At 68.9% G+C, this 21,158-nt stretch carries 19 protein-coding genes; 5 read left to right on the forward strand and 14 right to left on the reverse strand.

What is annotated here, in order from left to right:
• Nucleotides 1-201 precede the first annotated feature (201 nt).
• The 5 genes from DIE13_RS25410 to DIE13_RS25430 form a co-directional block, all read right to left on the reverse strand.
• Nucleotides 202-924: an HAD family hydrolase gene (locus DIE13_RS25410; RefSeq protein WP_124829849.1), complete on the reverse strand. Its 723-nt coding sequence runs from the start codon at nt 922-924 to the stop codon at nt 202-204.
• A 29-nt stretch (nt 925-953) separates the two neighbouring features.
• Nucleotides 954-1,925 carry an ornithine cyclodeaminase family protein gene (locus tag DIE13_RS25415; RefSeq protein WP_124829933.1) on the reverse strand — a complete coding sequence of 324 codons (972 nt, stop codon included), beginning with the start codon at nt 1,923-1,925 and terminating at the stop codon, nt 954-956.
• A 155-nt stretch (nt 1,926-2,080) separates the two neighbouring features.
• A complete protein-coding gene (locus tag DIE13_RS25420) occupies nt 2,081-3,211 on the reverse strand; it encodes a DSD1 family PLP-dependent enzyme (RefSeq protein WP_124829850.1) in 1,131 nt (376 codons plus the stop codon).
• Nucleotides 3,212-3,322: 111 nt separating this feature from the next.
• Nucleotides 3,323-4,282 (reverse strand): LysR family transcriptional regulator, encoded by a 960-nt coding sequence (locus DIE13_RS25425; protein ID WP_124829851.1) that lies wholly within the window; start codon nt 4,280-4,282, stop codon nt 3,323-3,325.
• Nucleotides 4,283-4,424: 142 nt separating this feature from the next.
• Complete coding sequence (locus DIE13_RS25430; RefSeq protein WP_124829852.1) at nt 4,425-5,348, reverse strand: NAD(P)/FAD-dependent oxidoreductase; 924 nt, start codon at nt 5,346-5,348, stop codon at nt 4,425-4,427.
• A 149-nt stretch (nt 5,349-5,497) separates the two neighbouring features.
• On the opposite strand from DIE13_RS25430, the gene DIE13_RS25435 reads away from it, so the two are divergent.
• The 4 genes from DIE13_RS25435 to DIE13_RS25450 all read left to right on the forward strand — a co-directional run bounded on the left by DIE13_RS25435 (nt 5,498) and on the right by DIE13_RS25450 (nt 11,391).
• Nucleotides 5,498-5,938, forward strand: a complete 441-nt coding sequence (locus tag DIE13_RS25435; RefSeq protein WP_124829853.1) for an Rrf2 family transcriptional regulator — start codon at nt 5,498-5,500, stop codon at nt 5,936-5,938.
• Between the two features lie 259 nt (nt 5,939-6,197).
• A complete protein-coding gene (locus DIE13_RS25440; RefSeq protein ID WP_124829854.1) occupies nt 6,198-6,791 on the forward strand; it encodes a DUF2760 domain-containing protein in 594 nt (197 codons plus the stop codon).
• Complete coding sequence (locus tag DIE13_RS25445; RefSeq protein ID WP_124829855.1) at nt 6,788-8,629, forward strand: Hsp70 family protein; 1,842 nt, start codon at nt 6,788-6,790, stop codon at nt 8,627-8,629. Before DIE13_RS25440 ends, DIE13_RS25445 begins: the two co-directional genes overlap by 4 nt.
• A 5-nt stretch (nt 8,630-8,634) precedes the next feature.
• Nucleotides 8,635-11,391 (forward strand): Hsp70 family protein, encoded by a 2,757-nt coding sequence (locus DIE13_RS25450; RefSeq protein ID WP_124829856.1) that lies wholly within the window; start codon nt 8,635-8,637, stop codon nt 11,389-11,391.
• Between the two features lie 87 nt (nt 11,392-11,478).
• Here DIE13_RS25450 and ctlX read toward each other — a convergent pair whose 3' ends face one another.
• Together ctlX and DIE13_RS25460 are read right to left on the reverse strand one after the other, a co-directional pair.
• Nucleotides 11,479-12,486, reverse strand: a complete 1,008-nt coding sequence (gene ctlX / locus DIE13_RS25455) for a citrulline utilization hydrolase CtlX (protein ID WP_124829857.1) — start codon at nt 12,484-12,486, stop codon at nt 11,479-11,481.
• Nucleotides 12,487-12,545: 59 nt separating this feature from the next.
• Nucleotides 12,546-13,625, reverse strand: a complete 1,080-nt coding sequence (locus tag DIE13_RS25460; RefSeq protein ID WP_124829858.1) for an ornithine cyclodeaminase — start codon at nt 13,623-13,625, stop codon at nt 12,546-12,548.
• A 295-nt stretch (nt 13,626-13,920) separates the two neighbouring features.
• Here DIE13_RS25460 and DIE13_RS25465 point away from each other — a divergent pair, with 295 nt between their 5' ends.
• Entirely contained in the window at nt 13,921-14,352 is a 432-nt protein-coding gene (locus DIE13_RS25465; protein WP_059237585.1) for an Lrp/AsnC family transcriptional regulator, read from the forward strand.
• A 171-nt stretch (nt 14,353-14,523) separates the two neighbouring features.
• Here DIE13_RS25465 and DIE13_RS25470 read toward each other — a convergent pair whose 3' ends face one another.
• The 7 genes from DIE13_RS25470 to DIE13_RS25500 form a co-directional block, all read right to left on the reverse strand.
• On the reverse strand, nt 14,524-15,405 hold the full coding sequence (locus tag DIE13_RS25470) for an NAD(P)-dependent oxidoreductase (RefSeq protein ID WP_124829859.1): 882 nt from the start codon (nt 15,403-15,405) through the stop codon (nt 14,524-14,526).
• Nucleotides 15,402-16,628 (reverse strand): MFS transporter, encoded by a 1,227-nt coding sequence (locus tag DIE13_RS25475; RefSeq protein ID WP_124829860.1) that lies wholly within the window; start codon nt 16,626-16,628, stop codon nt 15,402-15,404. Before DIE13_RS25475 ends, DIE13_RS25470 begins: the two co-directional genes overlap by 4 nt.
• A 52-nt stretch (nt 16,629-16,680) precedes the next feature.
• Nucleotides 16,681-17,265: a TetR/AcrR family transcriptional regulator gene (locus DIE13_RS25480; protein WP_175752039.1), complete on the reverse strand. Its 585-nt coding sequence runs from the start codon at nt 17,263-17,265 to the stop codon at nt 16,681-16,683.
• Between the two features lie 117 nt (nt 17,266-17,382).
• Entirely contained in the window at nt 17,383-17,979 is a 597-nt protein-coding gene (locus DIE13_RS25485) for a peroxidase-related enzyme (protein WP_124829862.1), read from the reverse strand.
• Complete coding sequence (locus tag DIE13_RS25490) at nt 17,976-18,506, reverse strand: CMD domain-containing protein (RefSeq protein WP_124829863.1); 531 nt, start codon at nt 18,504-18,506, stop codon at nt 17,976-17,978. The genes DIE13_RS25485 and DIE13_RS25490 overlap by 4 nt, the downstream gene beginning before the upstream one ends.
• Before the next feature lie 43 nt (nt 18,507-18,549).
• Nucleotides 18,550-19,980 (reverse strand): NAD(P)-binding domain-containing protein, encoded by a 1,431-nt coding sequence (locus DIE13_RS25495; RefSeq protein WP_124829864.1) that lies wholly within the window; start codon nt 19,978-19,980, stop codon nt 18,550-18,552.
• A complete protein-coding gene (locus tag DIE13_RS25500; protein ID WP_124829865.1) occupies nt 19,977-20,981 on the reverse strand; it encodes a LysR family transcriptional regulator in 1,005 nt (334 codons plus the stop codon). Before DIE13_RS25500 ends, DIE13_RS25495 begins: the two co-directional genes overlap by 4 nt.
• Between the last annotated feature and the right edge of the window lie 177 nt (nt 20,982-21,158).

Consider the following 21,158-nt stretch of genomic DNA (forward strand, 5'->3'; position numbering starts at 1 on the left):
TCCCGGCACGATTGGAAGAGCGCGATGACCCAGTTTGCGCTGCTTTACCCGGAACGATTCAACATTGGAGTCTGAATCTCAACCCGCCTCACACACTAAATTCCGGATACCTCCACGTCCTCGGCCGCGTCAGGTTGTCGGCCCGGATTAAATATGCGTCGGCCTACGGCCGATCGACCACGCAATCTCGCCGGCCTGCGGCTACGCCCCCCCGACAGGCCCACCCAGCACACGACACAGCGCCGACAAGTCGTGAATCGTCAGATGCCGAGACGGGGTGCGATGCGCGGCGTGCTCCGCTCCCGGACGTTCATCGCGCACGATCCAGGCCGCCTGCAACCCCGCATCCAACGCACCGACGATATCGAGGTGAAAGTCGTCGCCGACGTGCAGCAGTTCCGCCGCATGCACGCCGAGCGCCGCGGCGGCCGCATGAAAGATCTCCGGCTCCGGTTTCGCGAACCCGAACGCCCGCGCGCTGAGCGTCTCACGAAAGAACTCGCCGCCGCCGGTCAGCCGCAAATCGGCATTGCCGTTGGTCACCGCGATCAACGGAAACCGCGCGCTCAACCATGCAAGCGCCGGCAACGCATCTTCGAAGAACTCGACCTGGTTCCGCGCGGAATAGAACACGTCGTATGCGCGGTCGGTCAGCGTGACGTCTTCGTTCGCGCGTTCCAGCGCAAGCCGGATCGATCCGATTCGCAACGCACGATAGTCGCTGACGAGATCCGGCCGCAGGCGCTCGTATTCGTCGCGCAACGCGCTCAACGCGTGCGACGTCGGCAGCACGCTCGCGGTGTTGGGCGCATGTTCGGTCAGCCACGCATGCAGCGACGCTTCGGCCCGTTGGACGGAAGGTCCGAACGGCCACAGCGTGTCATCGAGATCGAACGAGATGGCGGAAACGTTGGTGAGGCGCATGACGACGGAAGATACCACGCAACTGCCGCTCACCACGGCCATGGAATCGAGCGTCCCGTACCGTTGTCGACGGCCTGCCGATACAGGAAACGCGCAACGGTCAGATCCTGTAGCGCGAGGCCCGTCATGTCGAATACGGTGATGTCGTCAGGCGAGCGATCGACCGATACGGTCCCGGCGAGCACGTCGCCGATCTCGGTGCGCGGCAGTCCGGGCGCCCACTGGCACTCGCCGATACTGCGCGCCTGCTCGTGATCGTCCACGAAAATGCGCGCCCGTTCCAGTACGCCTTCCGGCAACTCGCGCTTGCCCGCGGTATCGGCGCCTACGCAGGTCAGATGCGTGCCGGGCCGAATCGCGTCGGCGTCGAACAGCGGGCCGCCGCCCGGCGTCGCCGTGATGACTATGTCGCTGTCGGTCACCGCATCGTTGCGGTCACGGGCGACGCGGATGTCGCAGCGTTCGCGCAACGCCGATTCGAACCCCGGATCCGTCTCGCCGCTGACACTCACGTACTGCACCGTGCACCTTTGCGGCAGCATCCTGATCGCATGGTCGAGCTGGGCGCGTGCCTGCACGCCGGTGCCGAACACGCAGATGCGCGAGCTGTCGGGCCGGGCGAGCGCCTGCAGCCCGAGGCCGCCCGCCGCGCCGGTGCGGGCGGTGGTGATCGCATTGCCGTCCATGATGCAGAGCGGGCGGCCGGTGGCGGGGTCGAACAGCGCGATCGTCGCCTGATGCGGCTCGCCGCCCCGGCTTCGATTGCCGGGCCAGAAGCCGGCCGCCTTGAAACCGAGCAGATCCTGGCGCGCGACATCGCCCGACTTGATGCCGAACACGCCGCCGGTATGCAGCTTCTCGCGCACGACCGGAAACACGCGTCCGGCACGTTGACTGTGCAGCACGAAGGCATCGCGGACCGCCGTCATCACTTGCTCGGCTTGAAGGGCCGGTGCGATCGCATCCCGATCGAGAAGAAGGAGCTGGGCGTCTGTCGGCATGGCGAGGAACCTGTCGTGTGCAATCCGGATCGCGGATTTTATGGGTTGTACAGATGTAGACAAACGGTCAATAACTATGGGGCGGCGATGCAGCGGCAGGTTTGACCGGGGAAACCGGCGCATCGCATCCGCGCGCCGGTCACCCCGCGCGATCCTTACCACCCATAGAAGCGCGGCCAGGTCTGTACGGCACCGTCGTCGCTCAGCGCGTGGTATTCCGGATGCTGCGCGCCGGTCGCGCACGCGTGGTTCGGCAGGATCCGCAACCGGGTACCGATCGGAAACCGCTGCGCGATGTTCGTATCGGGCGCACCGAGGCGAGACACGATGCCGTGTTCCTGATTGGCTGCGCTTACCACGTACTCGCCGAGCACGTCGCCCGCTTCGGTACACACCTGGCCGTAGCCGAAATCCCGCGCCTGCCGCTGCGTGCCGCGATCGCGGCTCATCGCCATCCAGCCCGCGTCGACGATCGCCCAGCCTTTCTCTTCCTGGTGCCCGATGACGGTGGTCAGTACCGACAGCGCGATGTCTGACAGTGCGCACACGCCGATGTTGTGCATCACGAGGTCGAACATCACGTACACGCCTGCGCGGACTTCCGTCACGCCGTCGAGGTTTTCTGCCGACAGCGCGGTCGGCGTCGATCCGATACTCACGACCGGGCACGGCAGCCCGGCTGCCCGAAGTCGCTCGGCGGCGCGCACGGTGCGGCTGCGCTCCTGTTCCGCGATCGCGGCCAGCGCGTCGCGTGTGTCGTATTCGTAGCTGGAGCCGGCATGCGCGAGCACGCCGCCGAGCGTCATGCCGCCGTCGACCAGCGCGCAGCCGACGGCGATCAGCAGGTCGTCGTCGGGCACGATCCCCGAGCGGTGGCCGTCGACGTCGACTTCGATCCAGACTTCGAAGCGTTCGCCATGCTCGCGTCCGAATTCAGCGATGGCACGTGCGGTCTGTACGGTGTCGGCGACGATCTTCAGGTCGCAGCCCCGCCGGCGCAGCGCGAGCGCCTGACCGAGCTTCGCGGGGATCATCCCGACCGCGTAGACGATGTCGCGCACGCCGCCCTCGAAGAACTGTTCGGCTTCCTTCAGTGTGGACACCGTGATGCCTTGCGCGCCCGCCGCGATTTGCGCGTCGACGACCTGCCGGCACTTGGTGGTCTTCACGTGCGGCCGGAACGTGACGCCGAGCGCATCCAGATGCGCCTGCATGCGCGCGATGTTGTCACGCATGCGATCGACGTCGATCAATGCGGCGGGGGTGTTCAGGAGGGGGATGCCCATGATGCGTTGCCTCGAGGGTGACCGATGCGAGCACTGTAGGGCGTCTGGCATGCCGCGTGTTTAATGGGCGGAAAATCATCCATTAAGCAAGATTTAATGGCAGGACGGCGCTCAGGCCGGGCTGCGCCAGGGCGGCGGGTCGAGGAATTGCGTGGCGGCTTCGAGAAACACCCGTTGCCGCGCGGAGCGGCCGGTGCGCGAGGGCAGCAGCGCGGTAACGGGGGCTGGCGGGAGATGCCAGTCGGGCAGCAGCCTGACGAGCTTGCCGCTCGCGAGCTGCGGCGCGACGTCCCACTCCGAGCGCTCCACGATGCCGAGCCCTGCGAGCGCCCAGTCGGTGATGACGGTGCCGTCGTTCGACGACAGCGCGCCCGTGACGCGGATCACCGCGGATCGTCGGGATTCGCCTTTGCCGTCGCCGGGCTGCGAGAAGCGCCAGCGCGTAATGTCCTCGTCGTTCTCGCGCAGGCACAGGCAGTCGTAGTGCGCCAGGTCGGACGGATGGTTCAGCGCCTTGATGCGACGCGCGTAACCGGGGCTTGCGCACAGGAAGCGCTCGTTGGGCGCGAGCGGATAGCCTATCCACGACGACGATTTCAGGCTGCCGACGTGGATGACCACGTCCGCGCCGGCCGCGCTGGTCAGCGGACTCTCCGACAGATGCAGCGAGATGTCGAGCTTCGGATGCGCGCGCTGCACGTCGCGCACGATCCGCGCGACGTACTTACGTCCGAAGCCGAACGGCGCAACGACGCGCAGCGAGCCCTGCACGTCGCCGTGACCGCCCGCAATGCTGCCGGGCAGCGCGTCCACACGCTGGAGAATCTCGACGGCTTCCTGATAGAGCCGCTGCCCTTCGTCGGTCAGCTCGATCCCTTTCGGCTGCCGCACGGCGAGCCTGACGTCGAGTCGCGATTCCATCCGCTGCAGGCGGATCGTGACGGCGGGCGGCGTGAGATCGAGCAGCCGCGCTGCGGATGCCAGCGAGCGCGACGCGCCGATCGCGCGAACGAGTCGAAGGTCTTCAAGGTCGAGCATGGGATGTCTCTTGATGCCGGTGTGGCCGAGCATTGATTAAACATCACATCGCTCGTCGAATCCATCGATGCGGCCATGGATTCCGCGAGCACGCGCGCAGCTCGACGTGAGCGCGTGCGTTGCAGGTTCCACGAGCATGGCCCTTCGTCGTGTGACGGCCATGCCGCGCGCGGCTTCATCCATTGCACGCGTCGAGCCCGAAAATCAACGACCGATGCGCACCGACCCCGGCCGCGACGCCCGACGCCGACGCGAACGTCGCATTCGTCATCAGGCTCGAGGCATCGCCGGCCGCGAACACGCCGGGCACGCTCGTCTGCTTCCACGTATCGACGCGAATCGCCGCACCGAGCGGCCCTTCGTCGAACGCGCAGCCAAGCTGTTGCGCGAGATCGCTGGCCATCTCCGTACGCGCGCCGATGAACAACGCATCGATGGACACGACTCGCCCGTCCGCGAGCCGCAACGCTTCGATTCGCGGCGCCTCGCCCAGAATTTCGACGACAGGCGAGCGCTCGATGCGCACGCCGCGCGCGCCGAGCAGCGCCGCCTCCTGCTCATTCGCTTCGACCACGCCCTGCGTGAACCACGTCGTCGGCCCCCAGTCCGGAATCAGGATCGCCTGATGCACGGACAGCGGATGCGTCGCCAGCACGCCGAGTTGCCGGCCCGCCACCTCGTAGCCATGGCAATACGGACAGTGCAGCACGCTGATGCCCCAGCGTTGCGCGAGCCCCGGCAACGCGGGCAGTTCGTCGCGAATGCCGGTTGCGAGGATCAGCCGGTCGGCGCTCGCACGGCTGCCGTCCGAGAGCGTTACGTGAAAGCCGCCGCTCGCGTCGCGCTCGGCGGTGCGCGCTTCGCCCGCGATCCGCCGCACGGTCGGATAGGCCGCCAGTTGCGCGGCGGCTTGCGCGACGATCTCCGCAGGCGGCTTGCCGTCCTGCCCGAAAAAACCGTGCGCATGTTCGGCGAATCGATTGCGCGGCCGGCCCACGTCGATCACGAGCACGCGGCGTCGCGCCCGCGCGAGCTGCATTGCGGCCGACAGCCCGGCGAAGCTGCCGCCGACCACGATCACGTCATGATGCATCTGCATGTGTCCACTCCTTTCCCGATTCCTGAGTTCATACGAGCGAAAGACGTGCTTCGATGGCGGCCAACTCATGAAACACGAGAAGTTGCATGATAGGCTGGTGATATCATTCATGCAACTTCAGAAGTTTCGAGAGTGGGAGCCGCCCGTCCGTGAGAACCGATAGCCGTTTATCGCGCATGCTGCATGCGCTGATCCACATGGACCAGGCCGATGGCCCGCTGACGTCGGAGGCGATCGCGACGATGCTGTGCACGAACCCGGTCGTCGTGCGACGCCTGCTCGGCGGGCTGCGCGACTGCGGCTACGTGCAGTCGGAGAAAGGCCACGGCGGCGGCTGGGCGCTCAGCGTCCCGCTCGACGGCATCACGCTGCTCGACGTCTATCGCGCGGTGGGCGAGCCGCCGGTGTTTTCCGATCTGGTGACCGAGGACACGCCCGAATGCCTGGTCGAACAGGCGGTCAACGCGCATCTGTCGGCGGCGCTGAAGGAGGCCGAGACGGCGCTGCTCGCCCGCTTCGGCGAAGTCACGCTCGGCATGCTGTCGCGCGAATTCGAAGCGAAGGCGGCGCGCCGCCGCAAGCCGCGCTGATGCGCCGCAACATCGCCTTCGACCCGCGATAACGTGTAGTCCGACGCAATCCGGCGCGGCGCGAAATGCGTGCGCCGCCGTGATCTGTCCCCCAACTTCTGCCCGGTTTGCCCGTCACAGGGCAAAATACGGGTTTTCCGCACCCGCGAGGGTGCGTCCGAATCACGCGTCGGGCGGCGGCAGTGCGCAATCGCACGCCGCCGCCCGGCGCTCAAGCAAGATGCTCGCCGTGTCGCGAGCCCACAGGAGTCCAGACCCCATGCCCGAATCGAATCTGTCCTTCTTCGGCCGGCTATCGCTGGCCGTCGGCACATTCTTCTCCGTGATCGGCAACCGCGAATTCGCGGCCGGCGTGCTGCGCGTGCGCGACGGCGCCCCGGCACCCGCGCCGGTTGCACCCGCACCCGCTCCGGCCCCCGCCGCGGCCCCGGCGCCTGAGCCCGTGAAGGCGCCGGCCCCCGAACTGCGCGAAGCGAGCCCGCAAGCGGCGCTGCAACTGCTCGGCCTGCTGCAGCGTGACGCCCGCTTCATCGACTTCGTCGAGGAAGACATCGCCGGCTACGGCGACGCCGACATCGGCGCCGCCGCACGCCTCGTGCACGACGGCTGCCGCGCCGCGCTGCGCGAACACTTCACGATCGTGCCGGTGCGCGACGAAGCCGAAGGCAGCCGCGTGACGCTGCCGGCGGGCTTCGACGCGACGGCCGTGCGCGTGACGGGCAACGTGGTCGGCGCCGCGCCGTTCACCGGCACGGTCAGCCATCGCGGCTGGCGGGTTGCCGACGTGCGCCTGCCGAAGCTGACGGGCAGCCACGACGCATCGGTCATCGCACCGGCGGAGGTGGAACTGTGAGCGATCCGCGCTATTCGATCGGTATCGACCTCGGGACGACCCACTGCGCGTTGTCGTACGTCGACAGCGCCGCGAGCGACGGCGAAAAAATCACGCAGCAGGTGCTGCCGATCGCGCAGCTGACCGCGCCGGGCGCGCTGGAGTCGCGCGACCTGCTGCCGTCGTTCCTTTATCTTCCGCATGAAAGCGAGCTGACGCAGGGCGACCTGACGCTGCCGTGGACGGCCTCGCGCGGCTTCGCGGTCGGCGAGATGGCGCGCACCCGCGGCGCGGGCACGCCGATCCGCCTCGTGTCGAGCGCGAAGAGCTGGCTGTGCCACCCGGGCGTCGATCGCCGCGCGGCGATCCTGCCGAGCGATGCGCCGCCCGAAGTGTCGCGCGTGTCGCCGCTGGAAAGCTCGATCCGCTACCTGACGCACCTGCGCGAAGCGTGGGACCACACCCATCCCGATGCGCCGTTCGCGGACCAGGACGTGACGGTCACGATCCCCGCGTCGTTCGACCCGGCCGCGCGCGAACTGACGGCGGAAGCCGCCCGCGCCGCCGGCTACTCGCGGATGACGCTGCTCGAGGAGCCGCAAGCGGCGCTCTACAGCTGGATCCAGAAGAGCGAAGGGGGCTGGCGCAAGCAGGTGCGGGTCGGCGACCTGATCCTGTGCGTCGACGTCGGCGGCGGCACGACCGACCTGTCGCTGATCGCGGTGGTCGAGCGCGACGGCAATCTCGAACTGCATCGCGTGGCGGTCGGCGAGCACATCCTGCTCGGCGGCGACAACATGGACCTCGCGCTCGCGCACGTGGTCGCGCGCAAGCTCGCGCAGCAGGGTACGCAGGCCGATCCGTGGCAACTGCGCGCACTGACCTACGCGTGCCGCTCCGCGAAGGAAACGCTGCTGTCCGACCCGACGATCGACGCGGTGCCGCTCGTCGTGCCGAGCCGCGGCTCGAAGCTGATCGGCGGCTCGATCCGCACGGAGCTCACGCGCGCGGAACTCACGCAGACGATCCTCGAAGGCTTCTTCCCGCAAGTCGATGCAGCGGCGCGCCCCGTGAGCCGCGCGCGTGTCGGCCTTACGCAGCTCGGCCTGCCGTATGCGCAGGACGCGGGCATCACGCGCCATCTCGCGGCGTTCCTCGGCCGCCAGGTCGCGGCGCTGGACGCGCTCGAAGGCGTGCAGCGCACGCTGCCGCAAGGCGCGACGTTCCTGCATCCGACCGCGGTGCTGTTCAACGGCGGCGTGTTCAAGTCGACGCTGCTCACGCAGCGCGTGCTCGATACGCTCAACGGCTGGCTTGCCGCCGAAGGTGCGCCGCCCGCGCGCCTGCTCGAAGGCGCGGATCTCGATCTCGCGGTCGCGCGCGGCGCGGCGTACTACGGCTTCGTGAAGCGCGGCCGTGGCGTGCGCATTCGCGGCGGCACGGCGCGTGCGTACTACGTCGCGATCGAGTCTGCGATGCCGGCGGTGCCGGGGCTCGAGCCGCCGGTGCAGGCGCTGTGCGTCGCGCCGTTCGGGATGGAGGAGGGCACCGACGCGGCGCTGCCGCCGCAGGAGTTCGGCCTCGTTGTCGGCGAACCGGTGCAGTTCCGCTTCTTCGGCTCGTCGGTGCGACGCCAGGACCAGGTCGGCACGCTGCTCGACTACTGGTCGCCGGAAGAGCTGCAGGAGCTCGAGGAAATCCAGGCGACGCTGCCCGCCGAAGGGCGTACGGTCGGCGAGATCGTGCCGGTGAAGCTGCATGCGCGCGTGACCGAAGCCGGCACGCTCGAACTCGAGGCGATCCCGAGCGGCACGGACGAGCGCTGGAAGGTCGAGTTCGACGTGCGCGGCGCCGCCTGAGCGAGATGAAGCGCTATACGGTCGGCATCGACCTCGGCACGAGCAACACGGTCGTCGCGTACGTCGAGGCCGGCTCCGACGCAATCCGCGTGTTCGACGTCGAGCAGCTGGTCGGCCCCGGCGCGGTGGCGGCGCAGCCGCTGCTGCCGTCGGTGCGCTATCACCCGGCGGCGGGCGAACTGCCGCCGGACGCGCTGCGCCTGCCGTGGGCGGACGCTCCGAAGGCCAGCGCGCAATCGGCCGCGGCCAACGCGCTGCCGGCCGTGATCGGCCGCTATGCGCGCACGCTCGGCGCGCAGGTGCCGGGGCGGCTCGTGACCAGCGCGAAGAGCTGGTTGTCGCACGCATCGGTCGACCGGCTCGCGGCGATCCTGCCGTGGGGCGCGGCCGACGGCGTCGACAAGGTGTCGCCGGTCGATGCGAGCGCGAGCTATCTCGCGCACGTGCGTGCCGCATGGGACGCACATTTTCCCGATGCACCGCTCGCGAAGCAGGACGTGATCCTCACGGTGCCTGCGTCGTTCGACGACGGCGCGCGCGCATTGACGGTCGAGGCCGCCAGGCGCGCGAAACTGCCGGCGCTGCGGCTGCTGGAAGAGCCGCAGGCCGCGTTCTACGACTGGCTGTACGGCCAGCGCGCGACGTTGCGCGATACGTTCGCCTCGGCGCGGCGCGTGCTGATCTGCGACGTCGGCGGCGGCACGACCGACCTCACGCTCGTCGACGTCGCGCCGGGCGACGACGGCGAGCCCACCTTCACGCGCGTCGGCGTCGGCAATCACCTGATGCTCGGCGGCGACAACATGGACCTCGCGCTCGCGCGCCTGGTCGAGACGCGGCTGACCGAGCCCGGCACGCGGCTGTCGGCCGCGAGCCTGTCGCAGCTCGTCGAGCGCTGCCGCGCGGCGAAGGAGCGGCTGCTCGGCGACGACGCGCCCGCGTCCGTCACCGTGACGCTGCTCGGCGCGGGCAGCAAGCTGGTCGGCGGTGCGCGCTCGGCGGAGCTCACGCGGCAGGAAGTCGAGCAGATCGTCGTCGACGGTTTCTTTCCGCAGGTCGCGGCCGGCGAACTGCCGCGCCGTGCGCGGGCCGCGATCGTCGAATTCGGGTTGCCGTACGCGAGCGACCCGGCCGTCACGCGGCACGTCGCCGCGTTCCTGAACCGTCATGCGGAAGGCCCGCTGCCCGACACGCTGCTGCTCAACGGCGGTGTGTTCCGCGCGGGCGCGCTCGCCGGCCGTCTTGCGCAGACGCTCGGCGCGTGGCGCGGCGCGCCGCTCGACGTGCTGCACAACGCGCATCCGGACGTCGCGGTCGCGCGCGGCGCGGTGGCCTACGGGCTGGCGCGGGCAGGGCATGCGCCACGCATCGGCGGCGGATCGGCGCGCAGCTACTTCCTGGTTCTCGACGATGGCGCCGGCGACGCGGTGGCGCGCGGCGTCTGCCTGCTGCCGCGCGGTTCGGAAGAAGGCCGCGAGATCCGGCTCGAGGATCGCACGTTCGCGCTGCAGCTCGGGCAGCCGGTGCGTTTCCACCTCGTGTCGACGGTGGCCGACACCGTGTACCAGCCCGGCGATCTCGTCGACCTGGACGGCGGCGATTTCGTGCGGCTGCCGCCGATCGCGACGGTCGTCGACCGCAAGGCCGGCAGCGATGCGCGCGAAACGCCGGTGAAACTCACCGCGTCGCTGACCGAGGTCGGCACGCTCGAAATGCACTGCATCGCGACCGACGATGCGTCGCGCCGCTGGCGGCTCGAATTCCAGCTGCGCGGCGATGCGCCCGCGCAGGGCGGCGACGCTGCACTCGCGCGCCATCCGCGTCTGGACCACGCGATCGAGTTGATCGACCGTTCGTTCGGCGGCAAGGCGGCGGACGTCACGCCGAAGGACACGCGACGGTTGCGCGCGCAACTGGAGCAGGTGCTCGGCCCGCGCGACGAGTGGGACGTCGCGCTCGCGCGCGAACTGTTCGACGCATTGCTCGCGCGTGCGCGTCGGCGCCGGCGTTCGGCCGATCACGAACGCGCGTGGCTGAATCTCGCCGGCTATTGCCTGCGCCCGGGCTTCGGTCATCCGCTCGACGCGTGGCGCATCGAGCAGCTCTGGCCGCTGTTCGACGACGGAATCCAGTACGTGAACGACGCGCAGGTGTGGTCCGAGTGGTGGACGCTGTGGCGTCGCGCGGCCGGCGGCCTCGACGACGATGCGCAGACGCAGGTGCGCGACGCGATCGCGTTCCTCGAACCGTCCGACGACAAGCGCCGCAAGCTGCCGTTCGACCCGGCCAAGGTCGGCCCCGCCGACATGACGCGCTTGTCGGCGTCGCTCGAGCGGCTGCCGGTCGAGCGCAAGGTGGAATTGGCCGAGCGTTTGATCGGGCAATTGCAGAAGCCGTCCGAGCGCACGCTGTGCGCGTGGGCGCTCGGGCGGATCGGTGCGCGCCGGCCGTTCTACGGCAGCGCGCACAGTGTCGTGCCGGCCGACGTGGCGAACCGCTGGCTCGACGCGCTGTTCGCGCTCGACTGGAAACAGGTCGAACCCGCGGCGTTCGCGGTGGCGCAAATCGCGCGCATGACCGGCGACCGCGAACGCGATTTGCCGGACGACACGCGCGAAGCGGTGATCAAGCGTTTGTCGGCGGCCAACGCATCGGCGGCGTGGATCGACATGGTGCGCGAAGCGATCGCGTTCGACGAAGCCGACACGGCACGCGTGTTCGGCGAAACGCTGCCGGCCGGGCTGAAGCTGTTGGCGGGTTGAGTGATGAACGGATGCATCGATCCGGTTCGGAGATCGATGCATCCAGTTGTGTCGGACAGTCCGCTGCAATGGCGGACATGGGTTCTCTCAGGCGACGGCGACCGTTACCGCTTCACGTTGCTGCTCTACCGATTCGCTTTCCTTCACGTCATGCATCGACGCGCGCCGCGCGAGATGAATGCCCGCGAGCATGCAGCGCACCGAGCCGCCGGCCAGTTCGATCGTCGGCACATCGAGCGGCAGCAGCCGCGCCGAGCGCTCGATCGCGGCGCGCTGTTCGCCGCTCAGGCAGTCGAATGCGCGCCGCGACAGCGCGAGCACGCGCCCGTCCTTGCCCGACAGCTCCAGCGTATTACCCGCGAAATTCGCGATCTGCGCGTAGTCGAGCGCGATCACCGTGCGGCCGGTTTCGGTCAGGCGTTGCGCGATTTCGTCGCGGCGCCGGCGGTCGGCGATCAGGTCGAGGCCGACCATCGCGAACTCGGTCGCGACGCTCATCATCACGTTCGTGTGATAGATCGGCCGCCCGTTCGCGTCGGCCGTGTCGAAGCAGATCGGCTCGAAGTTGAAGTGCGTGCAGAAGCGTTCGAGCGCAACCGGATCGGCGCGGCGCGAGCGGGCGGTGTACGCGATCCGCGCGACGTGATCGAGCACCATCGCGCCGGTGCCTTCGAGGAACACGTCGTCGTATTCGAGCCCCGAGTAGTCGATCACGTCCTGCACGCGGTAGTCGGCCTTCAGCATCTCGACGATGTCCATGCGCCGTTCACGTCGGCGGTTCGGGCTGACCATCGGGTACAGCGCAACGTGGCCGCCCGGATGCGTGGAGAACCAGTTGTTCGGGAACACGGAGTCGGGCGTGTCGCGCTCGCCGTGGTCGTCGAATACGTGCACGCGCACGCCTGCTTCGGCGAGCGTGTGTGCGGCGGCCGTGACTTCGTCGCGCGCGGCGGCGGACACCGACGCGGTGTCGCGTGCGCCGGCGGCGGCCGTGCGCTGGAACGCGTTGTCGGCCGCGGTCTGCGGGTTGGGCAGGAAGCGGTGCGGCCGGATCATCACGACGGCGGCCGGCGCCTGGATCGATACGAGATTCATGAACGGTAGTGGCGAGAGACGAGGAACCGGGCGGCACGCACGCCGCCCGGCAATGACGGTCAGCGGGCGAAGGCGGCGACGGCTTCGGCGACGAACGTCGCGTGAGCCTGGGAGATCGCGGCCGGATCGTCGATCAGTGCGAACAGGTTCTTCGGATCGACAGCCGGCGGGATCAGCGCGATCTCGATGCCGGCGTTGTGCTGCTGCGCGAGCGCGTAGAGGTAGCGCAGCGCCGAATAGTCCTCGAGCGCGAAGCCGACCGAGTCGAACACCGTGACTTCGTCCGCGCGTTCGCGGCCGGTCGTCTCGCCTTGCAGCACGCGCCACAGTTCGGTGACGGGGAAGTCGGCCGGCATCTGCTGGATCTCGCCTTCGATGCGCGACTGCGGCTCGAATTCGACGAACACGCGGCCCGCATGCAGCACGCCGGCGTCGAGCTCGGTCTTGCCTGGGCAATCGCCGCCGACCGCGTTCAGGTGCATGCCGGGCTCGATCATGTCGGCCGTGACGATCGTCGCGTAGGCCTTGTCGGCGGTGACGGTCGTGACGATGTCGGCGCCGCGCACGGCATCGGCGGTCGACGCGGCGCGCACGACGCGCAGCGCCGGATAGGCGGCGAGGTTCTTCACGAGCTTGTCGGTGGCGAGCGGATCGACGTCGAACACGCGGATCTCTTCGATGCCGAGCAGCGTGTGGAACGCGATCGCCTGGAATTCGCTTTGCGCGCCGTTGCCGATCAGCGCCATCGTGCGCGAGTCGGGGCGTGCGAGAGCCTGCGCGGCGAGCACCGACGTTGCGGCGGTGCGCAGCGCGGTGGTCAGCGTGAGCTCGGCGAGCAGCAGCGGGTAGCCGGTATCGACTTCGGCGAGCGCGCCGAACGCCATCACGGTGTGCATGCCGCGCGCGGCGTTCACGGGGTGGCCGTTCACGTACTTGAACGCGAAGAGCGAGTCGTTCGCGACGGGCATGAGTTCGATCACGCCGTTGCGCGAGTGGCAGGCCACGCGCGGCGACTTGTCGAAGTCGGCCCAGTGCAGGTAATCGGCGCGCAGCGTGTCGACGAGTTCGCGCAGGAACGGCGTGACGCCGGTTTTGGCGATCAGTCGGGCGGTGGCGGGAACGTCGAGGAAGCGGGTCATCGGTCAGTCTCCATTTTTTTGCCGGACCGGATGTCCGGCGTTCCGGTCGGCCGGGGCGGGCGCTGCGGCCCGGGCCCCGGCTCCATGAAAAGCGGCGTCGCGGCGGGTTTGGCCGGTCGATGGAGTCATTATTTCCGGGAGTCGAGCCAACAAAAAGACGGCAAAAGTGGCAGATTTATCGATAGACTTGGCAAATTGCTTGCCACATCCGGCAGTTTGTTCAAGCGCTGCTGGTCGGAATGCGCAATGTCCGGCAAGCTTGCGGCCGGTTCACGCTCAACAGGAAGGGTCGTTCATGATTACGCTCGACGACGTCGACCGGCAGCTTATCGCGCTGCTGCGCGACAACGCGCGGCTGCCGGTCGTCGCGCTCGCGAAGGCGCTGCGCGTCGCGCGCGCGACCGTGCAGAACCGGCTGACGCGGCTGGAGAAGAACGGCGTGATCGTCGGCTATACGGTGCGGCTCAAGCCGGCAGCGGAGCGGCACCGGATCCGCGCGCTGATGTCGATCGCGGTGCAGGGCAATCGCGGCGCGGAAGTGGTGAAGGTGCTGCGCGGGCATCCGAACGTCGCGTCGATCCACAGTACCAACGGACGCTGGGATCTGGTCGCCGAGTTGCATGCCGATTCGCTCGAGCATTTCGATCGCGTGCTCGGCGCGATCCGGCTGATCGACGGGATCGCGAATACCGAGACGAGTATTTTGCTGTCGACGCACAAGGCGTGAGGCGGCGACCCGGCGTTTCCGGCGATGCCGGCCAGCGGTGCCCGCGGGCACATGGCCGGGCCGATCGTAACGGGCAGCGTCGGACGCCGCGTTTAGCCGTGGGGCCGCGAGCCGGTTGCGGCAGCGCTTCGACTCAGGCTCGGACAACGCAGCGCCGCCACCGCCGCCGTTTCATGCAAGAAACGACGCGGCCATGTCCTTGTCACCGTGCCCCGCGTTGGCCGCTCGCTGAAAGCGCGCGAGGCTCGCATTCGCGATGTCGGCCTGCATGCCCGCGTCCCGGGCGGCCTGCGCGATCAGCGTCGCGTCCTTTACCGCGTTGACGATCGTGAACGCGGGGCGGAAGTCGTGGTTCAGGATCAGCGCGCCCTTCGCCTGGAAGTACGCGTTGTCCATCGGGCCGCCCGACACGACGTCGATCACGTGGCGCGGGTCCGCGCCGAGCGAACCGGCCAGCTTCAGGCTCTCCGCCACCGCGTGCGTCAGCGCGAACGCGTAGTGATTGAGTGCGAGCTTCAGCCGACTGCTTGCGCCCGTCGAACCGTCGTCGGCGACCCAGACCGTGCGCCGGCCGATCGCGTCGAACACCGGCTGCACCTGCGCGCGCGCCGACGCCGGGCCGGACGCGAGCACCACGAGCTGAGCCTGCTCGGCCGGCTGTCGCGATCCCTGCACGGGCGCATCGTAGAACACGAGCCCTTGTGCCTGCGCAAACGTGGCGAGCGACGCGATGCCGCGCACGCCGACCGTGCTGATCTGCACCCACGGCGTGCCGCGCACGAGTGCCGGCGCGGCGGCCTGCATGGCCTGCAACACGCTGTTGGCGTCGTTCAGCACGGTGACGACGACGTGTGCGCCGTCAACGGCCCCGGCCGGCGTGTCGAAGGCCGCGACGCCGTCGATTGCGAGCGCGTCGGCCTTCGCGCGCGTGCGGTTCCACGCGCGGACGACGAAGCCCTTGCGGGCGAGGTTGCGGGCGATGGGCGTGCCCATCACGCCGATGCCGAGAACGGCGACCTGCGTGCGGTTTTGCTGCGTTGTGGAAGTGCTCATGAGGTTGCTCCTGTCGGGCCTGTGGGTGAATCGGAAGCGGAAGAAGCGTCCGGGCGTGTGGACGCGAGTGCGAGGATCAGGGCCAGCGCGGCGAGCGCGACGCCGACCCAGACCGACGACACAAAGCCGAGCCCGGCATTGATCGCCACGCCGCCGAGCCACGGGCCGACGGTGTTGCCGACATTGAAGGCGGACGTGTTCGCCGTCGTCGCGAGCGTCGGCGCATGCGGCGCTTCCGCGATCGCGCGGGCCTGCAGCGCGGGATTGATCGAGAATGCCGCCACGCCGAACGCGGCCAGCGCGGCGATCGCGCCGATCGGGCAGTGCGCCAGGATGCCGAACGCGGCCATCGTGACGGTCAGGGCCGCGAGGCCCGCGCAGAGGATGCCGCGCGGATGGCGATCGGTATGGCGGCCGCCGACGAGGGTGCCCACGAAACAGCCGATGCCGAACAGCGCCTGCAAGGCCGGCACGCTCGCGCGGGAGAAGCCGCCGACCTCGGTGAGGATCGGTGAGAAGTAGCTGTACGCGGCGAACAGCCCGGCCTGGCTCAGCGCCGAGATGCCGAGCGCGAGCCACAGCCTTGTCCGCCGGAACGACGCGAATTCGCGCGCGACGCCGTGATAGGGCGGGCGCGCCTGGGCGGGCACGACCCACGCGGTCGCCACGAGGCTCAGCACGGCCAGCACCGTGACGGCCCAGAAGCTCGCGCGCCAGCCGTACTGCTCGCCGATCAGCGTGCCGAACGGCGCGCCCGCGATGTTGGCGATCGTCAGGCCGCCGAACATCACTGCGAGCGCACGGCCTTTCGCGCGGGGGCCGGCGAGATCGATCGCGAGCAGCGAGCCGATCCCGAAGAACGAGCCCTGCGCAAACGCTGCGACGACGCGCGAGATCATCAGCAATGCATAGCTCGTCGCGACCGCGCCGAGCGCCTGGCCGGCCACGAACACACCGAGCAGCAGGAGCAGCGCTGTCTTGCGGCGCACACGCAGAAGCGCGAGCGTCATCGCCGGGCCGCCGACGACTACGCCGGCTGCGTAACCGGAGATCAGCAGGCCGGCTGTCGGAATCGACGTGCCGAATTCATGCGCGAGCAGCGGCAGCAGCCCCGACACCATTACTTCGGTGGTGCCGATGCAGAACACGGTGAGACCGAGCACGACGACCGCGAACGGCAGCCGTGCCGCGGGATGTGAAACGGAAGAAAGCGAGGTATCCATCGGATTTCCTTTTTGTGGAACGGTCATTCCATAACTGGGCAAAATTTTTTGCTCAGCCAAGCACGCGCAGTGTCCGGTCCACGATGGCGACGAGCCGCTTCCGGTCCTTGTCGGTCGAGGTTTTCGCGAGCACACGCAGCCCCTGCATCGCGTTGAACACGAACCACGCGAGATCCTCGGCGTGGCCGGCAGCGTCGATTTCGCCGGTTGCCTGTCCGCGCTCGATGGCTTCCTGGATGCCCGTGCGCATGATCCGGAAGTTCTCGCGCACGAGTTCCGCCACATGCGCGTCGCGGCTCGCGCGTTCGATGGCCGTATTCGTCGCGAGGCAGCCGCGTTTTTGAGCTGCGTTCAGATCGTCGTCGACGACACCGACCAGCAGCGTACGCAAGCAGTCCAGCACGGGGCCCGGCCCGCGAAGCAGGTCGACGTTCTCGTGCGAGCGCCGGTTGTAGCGCAGCATAGCCTGCTCGAACAGGCCGTCCTTGTTCGTATACGCCGCATACAGGCTGCCGCGGCCGAGGCCGGTGGCTTGCACGAGATCCTGCGCGGACGTCGCCTCGTAGCCGTAGCGCCAGAAGGTGTCCATCACGGCGTCGAGCACCGCGTCTTCGTCGAATTCCCTGGGGCGCGCCATCGCATTTCCAGAATTATTGAATGATCGTACCATAATAGGTAGGCGCGCGGTCGTCAAGCGGGACAGCGGGGATCGCTGGAGAAGCGCGGGGTATCGGTGACACCGCGCATCGGTGCATCAGGTGCTGGCCGCCGGCTCCGGAAACACCGGCTCGCCCAGCGTCAGCATCAACCGGTTCGCCCACGCGAAGATCGCGATGGCGTGCGACAGGTCGAGAATTTCCTCATGGGTGAGCCCTTCGGCTTCGAGCGCGGCAATGTCGTGCTCGTCGACCTTGTCGGGCCGTTCGGTCAACGCGATCGCATAGCGGATGATCGCGCGTTCGCGCGTGGTCGTGCCCGCGGCGGCCGGATCGTCGAACACCTGTTCGATCGCATCGGTGCGCTTCGCGAGCTGCGTGAAGCGCTGCGCATGCACCGACGCGCAATACACGCAGCCGTTCACGCGCGACACGGCCGTGCTCGCCAGTTCGCGTTCCGCGCGCGACAGCCCGCCGGGGCCGTACATGATCGCGTTGAACACGCCCGAGCGCTGCCGCAGGATCTCGGGCAGATGGACGAGCAGCAGGTAATAGTCGGACGTTTTCGCCTGCGGGTGGCTCGCTTCGAGCACCGCGAGCTGGTCGGCCGTTGCGCCGTCGAGCGGCACGGTGTCGAGCCAGGCGCGCCAGCCGAGCGTGTCGGACGTGAAGCCGTGGGCGGTCGTGGTCGTCATGCGGCCTCCTTGACGGCGCGTGCCTGCAACGCGCGCGCGGCCGCCGCGACGCGCAATTGATAGGTAACGAACGCGACGAGCTGCGACAGCGCGACGATCGCCGGCGTCGTGAGGCCGGCCGACTTCAGCGCATCGAGATCGGACTGCCGCGCATCGACAGGAGACAGTGTCAGCCGGCGTGCATGCGCGAGCAGTGCGCCGATGCGTGGCGGCAGCGCGTCGAACGCATCGGCGTCCGCATGCGCGATGTCGTCCGGCGTGCCGCCCGCGTCGAGCAGTCGCGTGCGGTAGGTTGCGGCGAGCACATGCGCGTTCGAGCGCCACGCGACATACCGCGCCGCATGCAATCGTTCGGCTAGCGAAAGATCGGGCAGCGCCGGATCGAACAGTGCGGCTTCGCTCAATCGCGTATGCAGCAGCACCTTGTCGCGGGCACGGCGCAGGGCGGTTACCGCATCGCCGTCGCGCAAGCCGGCGACGGCGTCGATCGTATCCGGCGTGGCGGCCGGCGTGACGGGTTCGGTCATCGTGGTGGGTTCCTTTTTCGAGAGTCGTTGATCGCAGCGGCGCTCATGCGTCGGCGTCGTGCCATTCGTCGCCTTGCAGCTCGGCGTTCGCGAATTCGACGAGCGCGTCGTAGTGGCGCTCGCGATCGGCATCGAACAACCGGCTCGCGATGCCGCGCGCGAGCCGTTCGGCGCCGGCGCTGATCGCGGGAATGTCGCCGGACAGCTTGCCGTGGCTCAGGCTCGCCGCATGGTTGAAGCAATGAATGCGCGTGATGGCCGGGCATGCACCGGGCTCGCGCTCCTGGAACGCGAACGCGGGGCCGAGATCGGGCGACTCGGCGAGCTCGTCGAGCGACGTGCCCGGTTCAGGACGATAGCGATCCTTCCAGCGCCGCACGTGCGGCCCGAACGATGCGAATTCCGCGCGTGTCGTCCAGTCCGAATGAAAACCCGTCGCGAAGACCAGGAAGTCGACCGTGTAGCGGCCGCGCGGCGTGATCACGTCGAGGCCGTCCGCGTGTTCGACGAGCGTTTCGACCGGGCTGCCCGGATGGAAATACGCATGCGCATGCCGAGACACGCGCAGCACGCTGTCGCGCGGCGGCGGTGTCTGCGACGTCAGCGCGTAGTGCATGAAGCGCCACTTCGCCGCGTCGCCGAGACCGGCGTAGCCGTGCACGAGGCCCGGGCTGCCGATGCCCGTCAGCTTGTTGATGCGCGGAATGTCCGCACGGCGGAAGAACAGGTCGACGCGTGCGGCGCCGGCTTCGAGCGCCGTGCCCGCATTGTCGAACGCGGACGCACCCGCGCCGACCACGCCGACGCGCTTGCCGGCGAGCGCCGCGAAATCGATCGGCTCCGACGAGTGGGCCCAGCGCGTGCGCGGCGCACGTTGCGCGACGGGCGGCACGTACGGGCCGCCGAGTCCGTCGCGGCCGGTGGCCAGCACGACGTGCCGCGCGAGCAGCGTTTCGCCTTTGCCGTTTGCTAGGACGTCGAGCGCGAGCAGGCCGTCGTCGCGCGGACGCAGCGCGACGAGCGTGGTGTCGTTGCGCACCGGAAGGTCGAGCACGTGGCGATACCAGCGCAGGTAATCCATCCACTGCGTGCGCGGAATCTTGTAGAGCGCATCCCAAGCCTCGCGGCCGTATTGCGCTTCGAACCACGCGCGGAACGTCAGCGCGGGGAGTCCGAGCGCGGGGCCGGTGAGTTGCTTCGGCGAACGCAGTGTCTCCATGCGCGCGAACGTGATCCAGGGGCCTTCGTAGCCGGCCGGCGCGCGGTCGATCACGCACTGGTTGTCGATGCCGAGCAGACGCAGTTCGGCCGACGCGGCGAGCCCCGCCATTCCGCCGCCGACGATGGCGACGTCGAGCACGCGCGTGCCGTCGACGGTGCGCGGCGGCACCCACGGCGGGGCGGGCAAATCGAGCCAGCAAAGATCCTGCGCGAGCCGCGCTTCGAGGGCTGCGAGTGTGGCCGGCGTCGTCATGCGGCCTCCCGGCGCGTCCGGCGCGTGCGTGCGGCTCGGGTCGAGCGATCCGTGCGCAGCCGGTCGCCGCGCAGCAGTGCGTCGTGTGCCGCGGCATCGTGAAAGATCACGTCGTCGAGCAGCGTGTGCGTCGTGCGATGCAACGCGTCGAGCAATGCCTCGACGGCGGCCGTGCGGGCTTTGCCGGCCGGTGTCGCGACTCCGAACGCGAACGGGATGTCGACGTCGAGCGGGCGCGCGACCACGCCGTCCACCGGCAGCGCGACGCCGGTCGCGGGATCGACGATGCCGATCCCGACGCCCGCGCGCGCGGCCATCACGGCATTCAACGATGCATTGGTTTCGATGAATACGCGCGCCTCGACGCGTGCGGCGGCGAACGCGGCATCGATCCGCTGGCGCAACCGGTGCCGGTTCGCGACCGTCACGATGCGACGCCGCGCGAGATCGCGCAGCGCGATGCGCGGCTTCGTCGCGAGCGGATCGTCGGCAGGCAACACGGCGACGCATGGCGTCTGCGCGATCCAGTGCACGTCGAGCCCTGCATGCGCCATCGGCAGCGTGACGACGCCGATATCGGCGGTGCCGGCCAGCACCTCGTGCACGACGTGTTCGGCCGACTCGCTGCGCAACTGATAGTGCGGCGCATGGGCATCGTCGGGCAGCGCGGCAAGCGCGGCCGGCACGAGCGTGGCCGCGAGCGAAGGCGTCGCCGCGATGCGCACCGGTTCGGCCGTTTCGTCGCCGAGTGCACGGGCACGCGCTTCGATCGCGCGCAGCCCGACGAGCGAACGCTCGACTTCCTCGTAGAGCAGGAACGCGCGCCGCGTCGGCGTCACGCGCGGGCCATGCCGGTCGAACAGCGCGTAGCCGAGATCGGCTTCGAGCTCCTGGATCTGCCGCGTGACGGCAGGCTGCGAGCGGCCGAGCAGTTCGCCGGCGCCGGTCACGCTGCCGGCCGACATGACCGCGGAAAAGGCTTCGAGTTGATGCAGCTCCATGACGCGTTCCGATGATGCGATTTGCGCATTGTAGAAGTGTGAGCATGCGTGATTCATATAATGATTTTTGCTATCGACAGCGCGAAAAATGCGAAGCGCGTGCGTGCCGCGACGGCCGGAGATGCATGCACGCGCATCGGCGGCCATCGGCGCCGCGCGGGAAACGTCAATCGAATC

Source organism: Burkholderia sp. Bp9016 (genome assembly GCF_003857765.1).
Lineage (GTDB): Bacteria > Pseudomonadota > Gammaproteobacteria > Burkholderiales > Burkholderiaceae > Burkholderia.

Bases quoted from the DNA above. Each gene is read 5' to 3' on its own strand.
- DIE13_RS25410 (WP_124829849.1), bottom strand. From the start codon at position 924: ATGCGCCTCACCAACGTTTCCGCCATCTCGTTCGATCTCGATGACACG.
- DIE13_RS25415 (WP_124829933.1), bottom strand. From the start codon at position 1,925: ATGCCGACAGACGCCCAGCTCCTTCTTCTCGATCGGGATGCGATCGCA.
- DIE13_RS25420 (WP_124829850.1), bottom strand. From the start codon at position 3,211: ATGGGCATCCCCCTCCTGAACACCCCCGCCGCATTGATCGACGTCGAT.
- DIE13_RS25425 (WP_124829851.1), bottom strand. From the start codon at position 4,282: ATGCTCGGCCACACCGGCATCAAGAGACATCCCATGCTCGACCTTGAA.
- DIE13_RS25430 (WP_124829852.1), bottom strand. From the start codon at position 5,348: ATGCAGATGCATCATGACGTGATCGTGGTCGGCGGCAGCTTCGCCGGG.
- DIE13_RS25440 (WP_124829854.1), top strand. From the start codon at position 6,198: ATGCCCGAATCGAATCTGTCCTTCTTCGGCCGGCTATCGCTGGCCGTC.
- DIE13_RS25450 (WP_124829856.1), top strand. From the start codon at position 8,635: ATGAAGCGCTATACGGTCGGCATCGACCTCGGCACGAGCAACACGGTC.
- ctlX (WP_124829857.1), bottom strand. From the start codon at position 12,486: ATGAATCTCGTATCGATCCAGGCGCCGGCCGCCGTCGTGATGATCCGG.
- DIE13_RS25460 (WP_124829858.1), bottom strand. From the start codon at position 13,625: ATGACCCGCTTCCTCGACGTTCCCGCCACCGCCCGACTGATCGCCAAA.
- DIE13_RS25465 (WP_059237585.1), top strand. From the start codon at position 13,921: ATGATTACGCTCGACGACGTCGACCGGCAGCTTATCGCGCTGCTGCGC.
- DIE13_RS25470 (WP_124829859.1), bottom strand. From the start codon at position 15,405: ATGAGCACTTCCACAACGCAGCAAAACCGCACGCAGGTCGCCGTTCTC.
- DIE13_RS25475 (WP_124829860.1), bottom strand. From the start codon at position 16,628: ATGGATACCTCGCTTTCTTCCGTTTCACATCCCGCGGCACGGCTGCCG.
- DIE13_RS25480 (WP_175752039.1), bottom strand. From the start codon at position 17,265: ATGGCGCGCCCCAGGGAATTCGACGAAGACGCGGTGCTCGACGCCGTG.
- DIE13_RS25485 (WP_124829862.1), bottom strand. From the start codon at position 17,979: ATGACGACCACGACCGCCCACGGCTTCACGTCCGACACGCTCGGCTGG.
- DIE13_RS25490 (WP_124829863.1), bottom strand. From the start codon at position 18,506: ATGACCGAACCCGTCACGCCGGCCGCCACGCCGGATACGATCGACGCC.
- DIE13_RS25495 (WP_124829864.1), bottom strand. From the start codon at position 19,980: ATGACGACGCCGGCCACACTCGCAGCCCTCGAAGCGCGGCTCGCGCAG.
- DIE13_RS25500 (WP_124829865.1), bottom strand. From the start codon at position 20,981: ATGGAGCTGCATCAACTCGAAGCCTTTTCCGCGGTCATGTCGGCCGGC.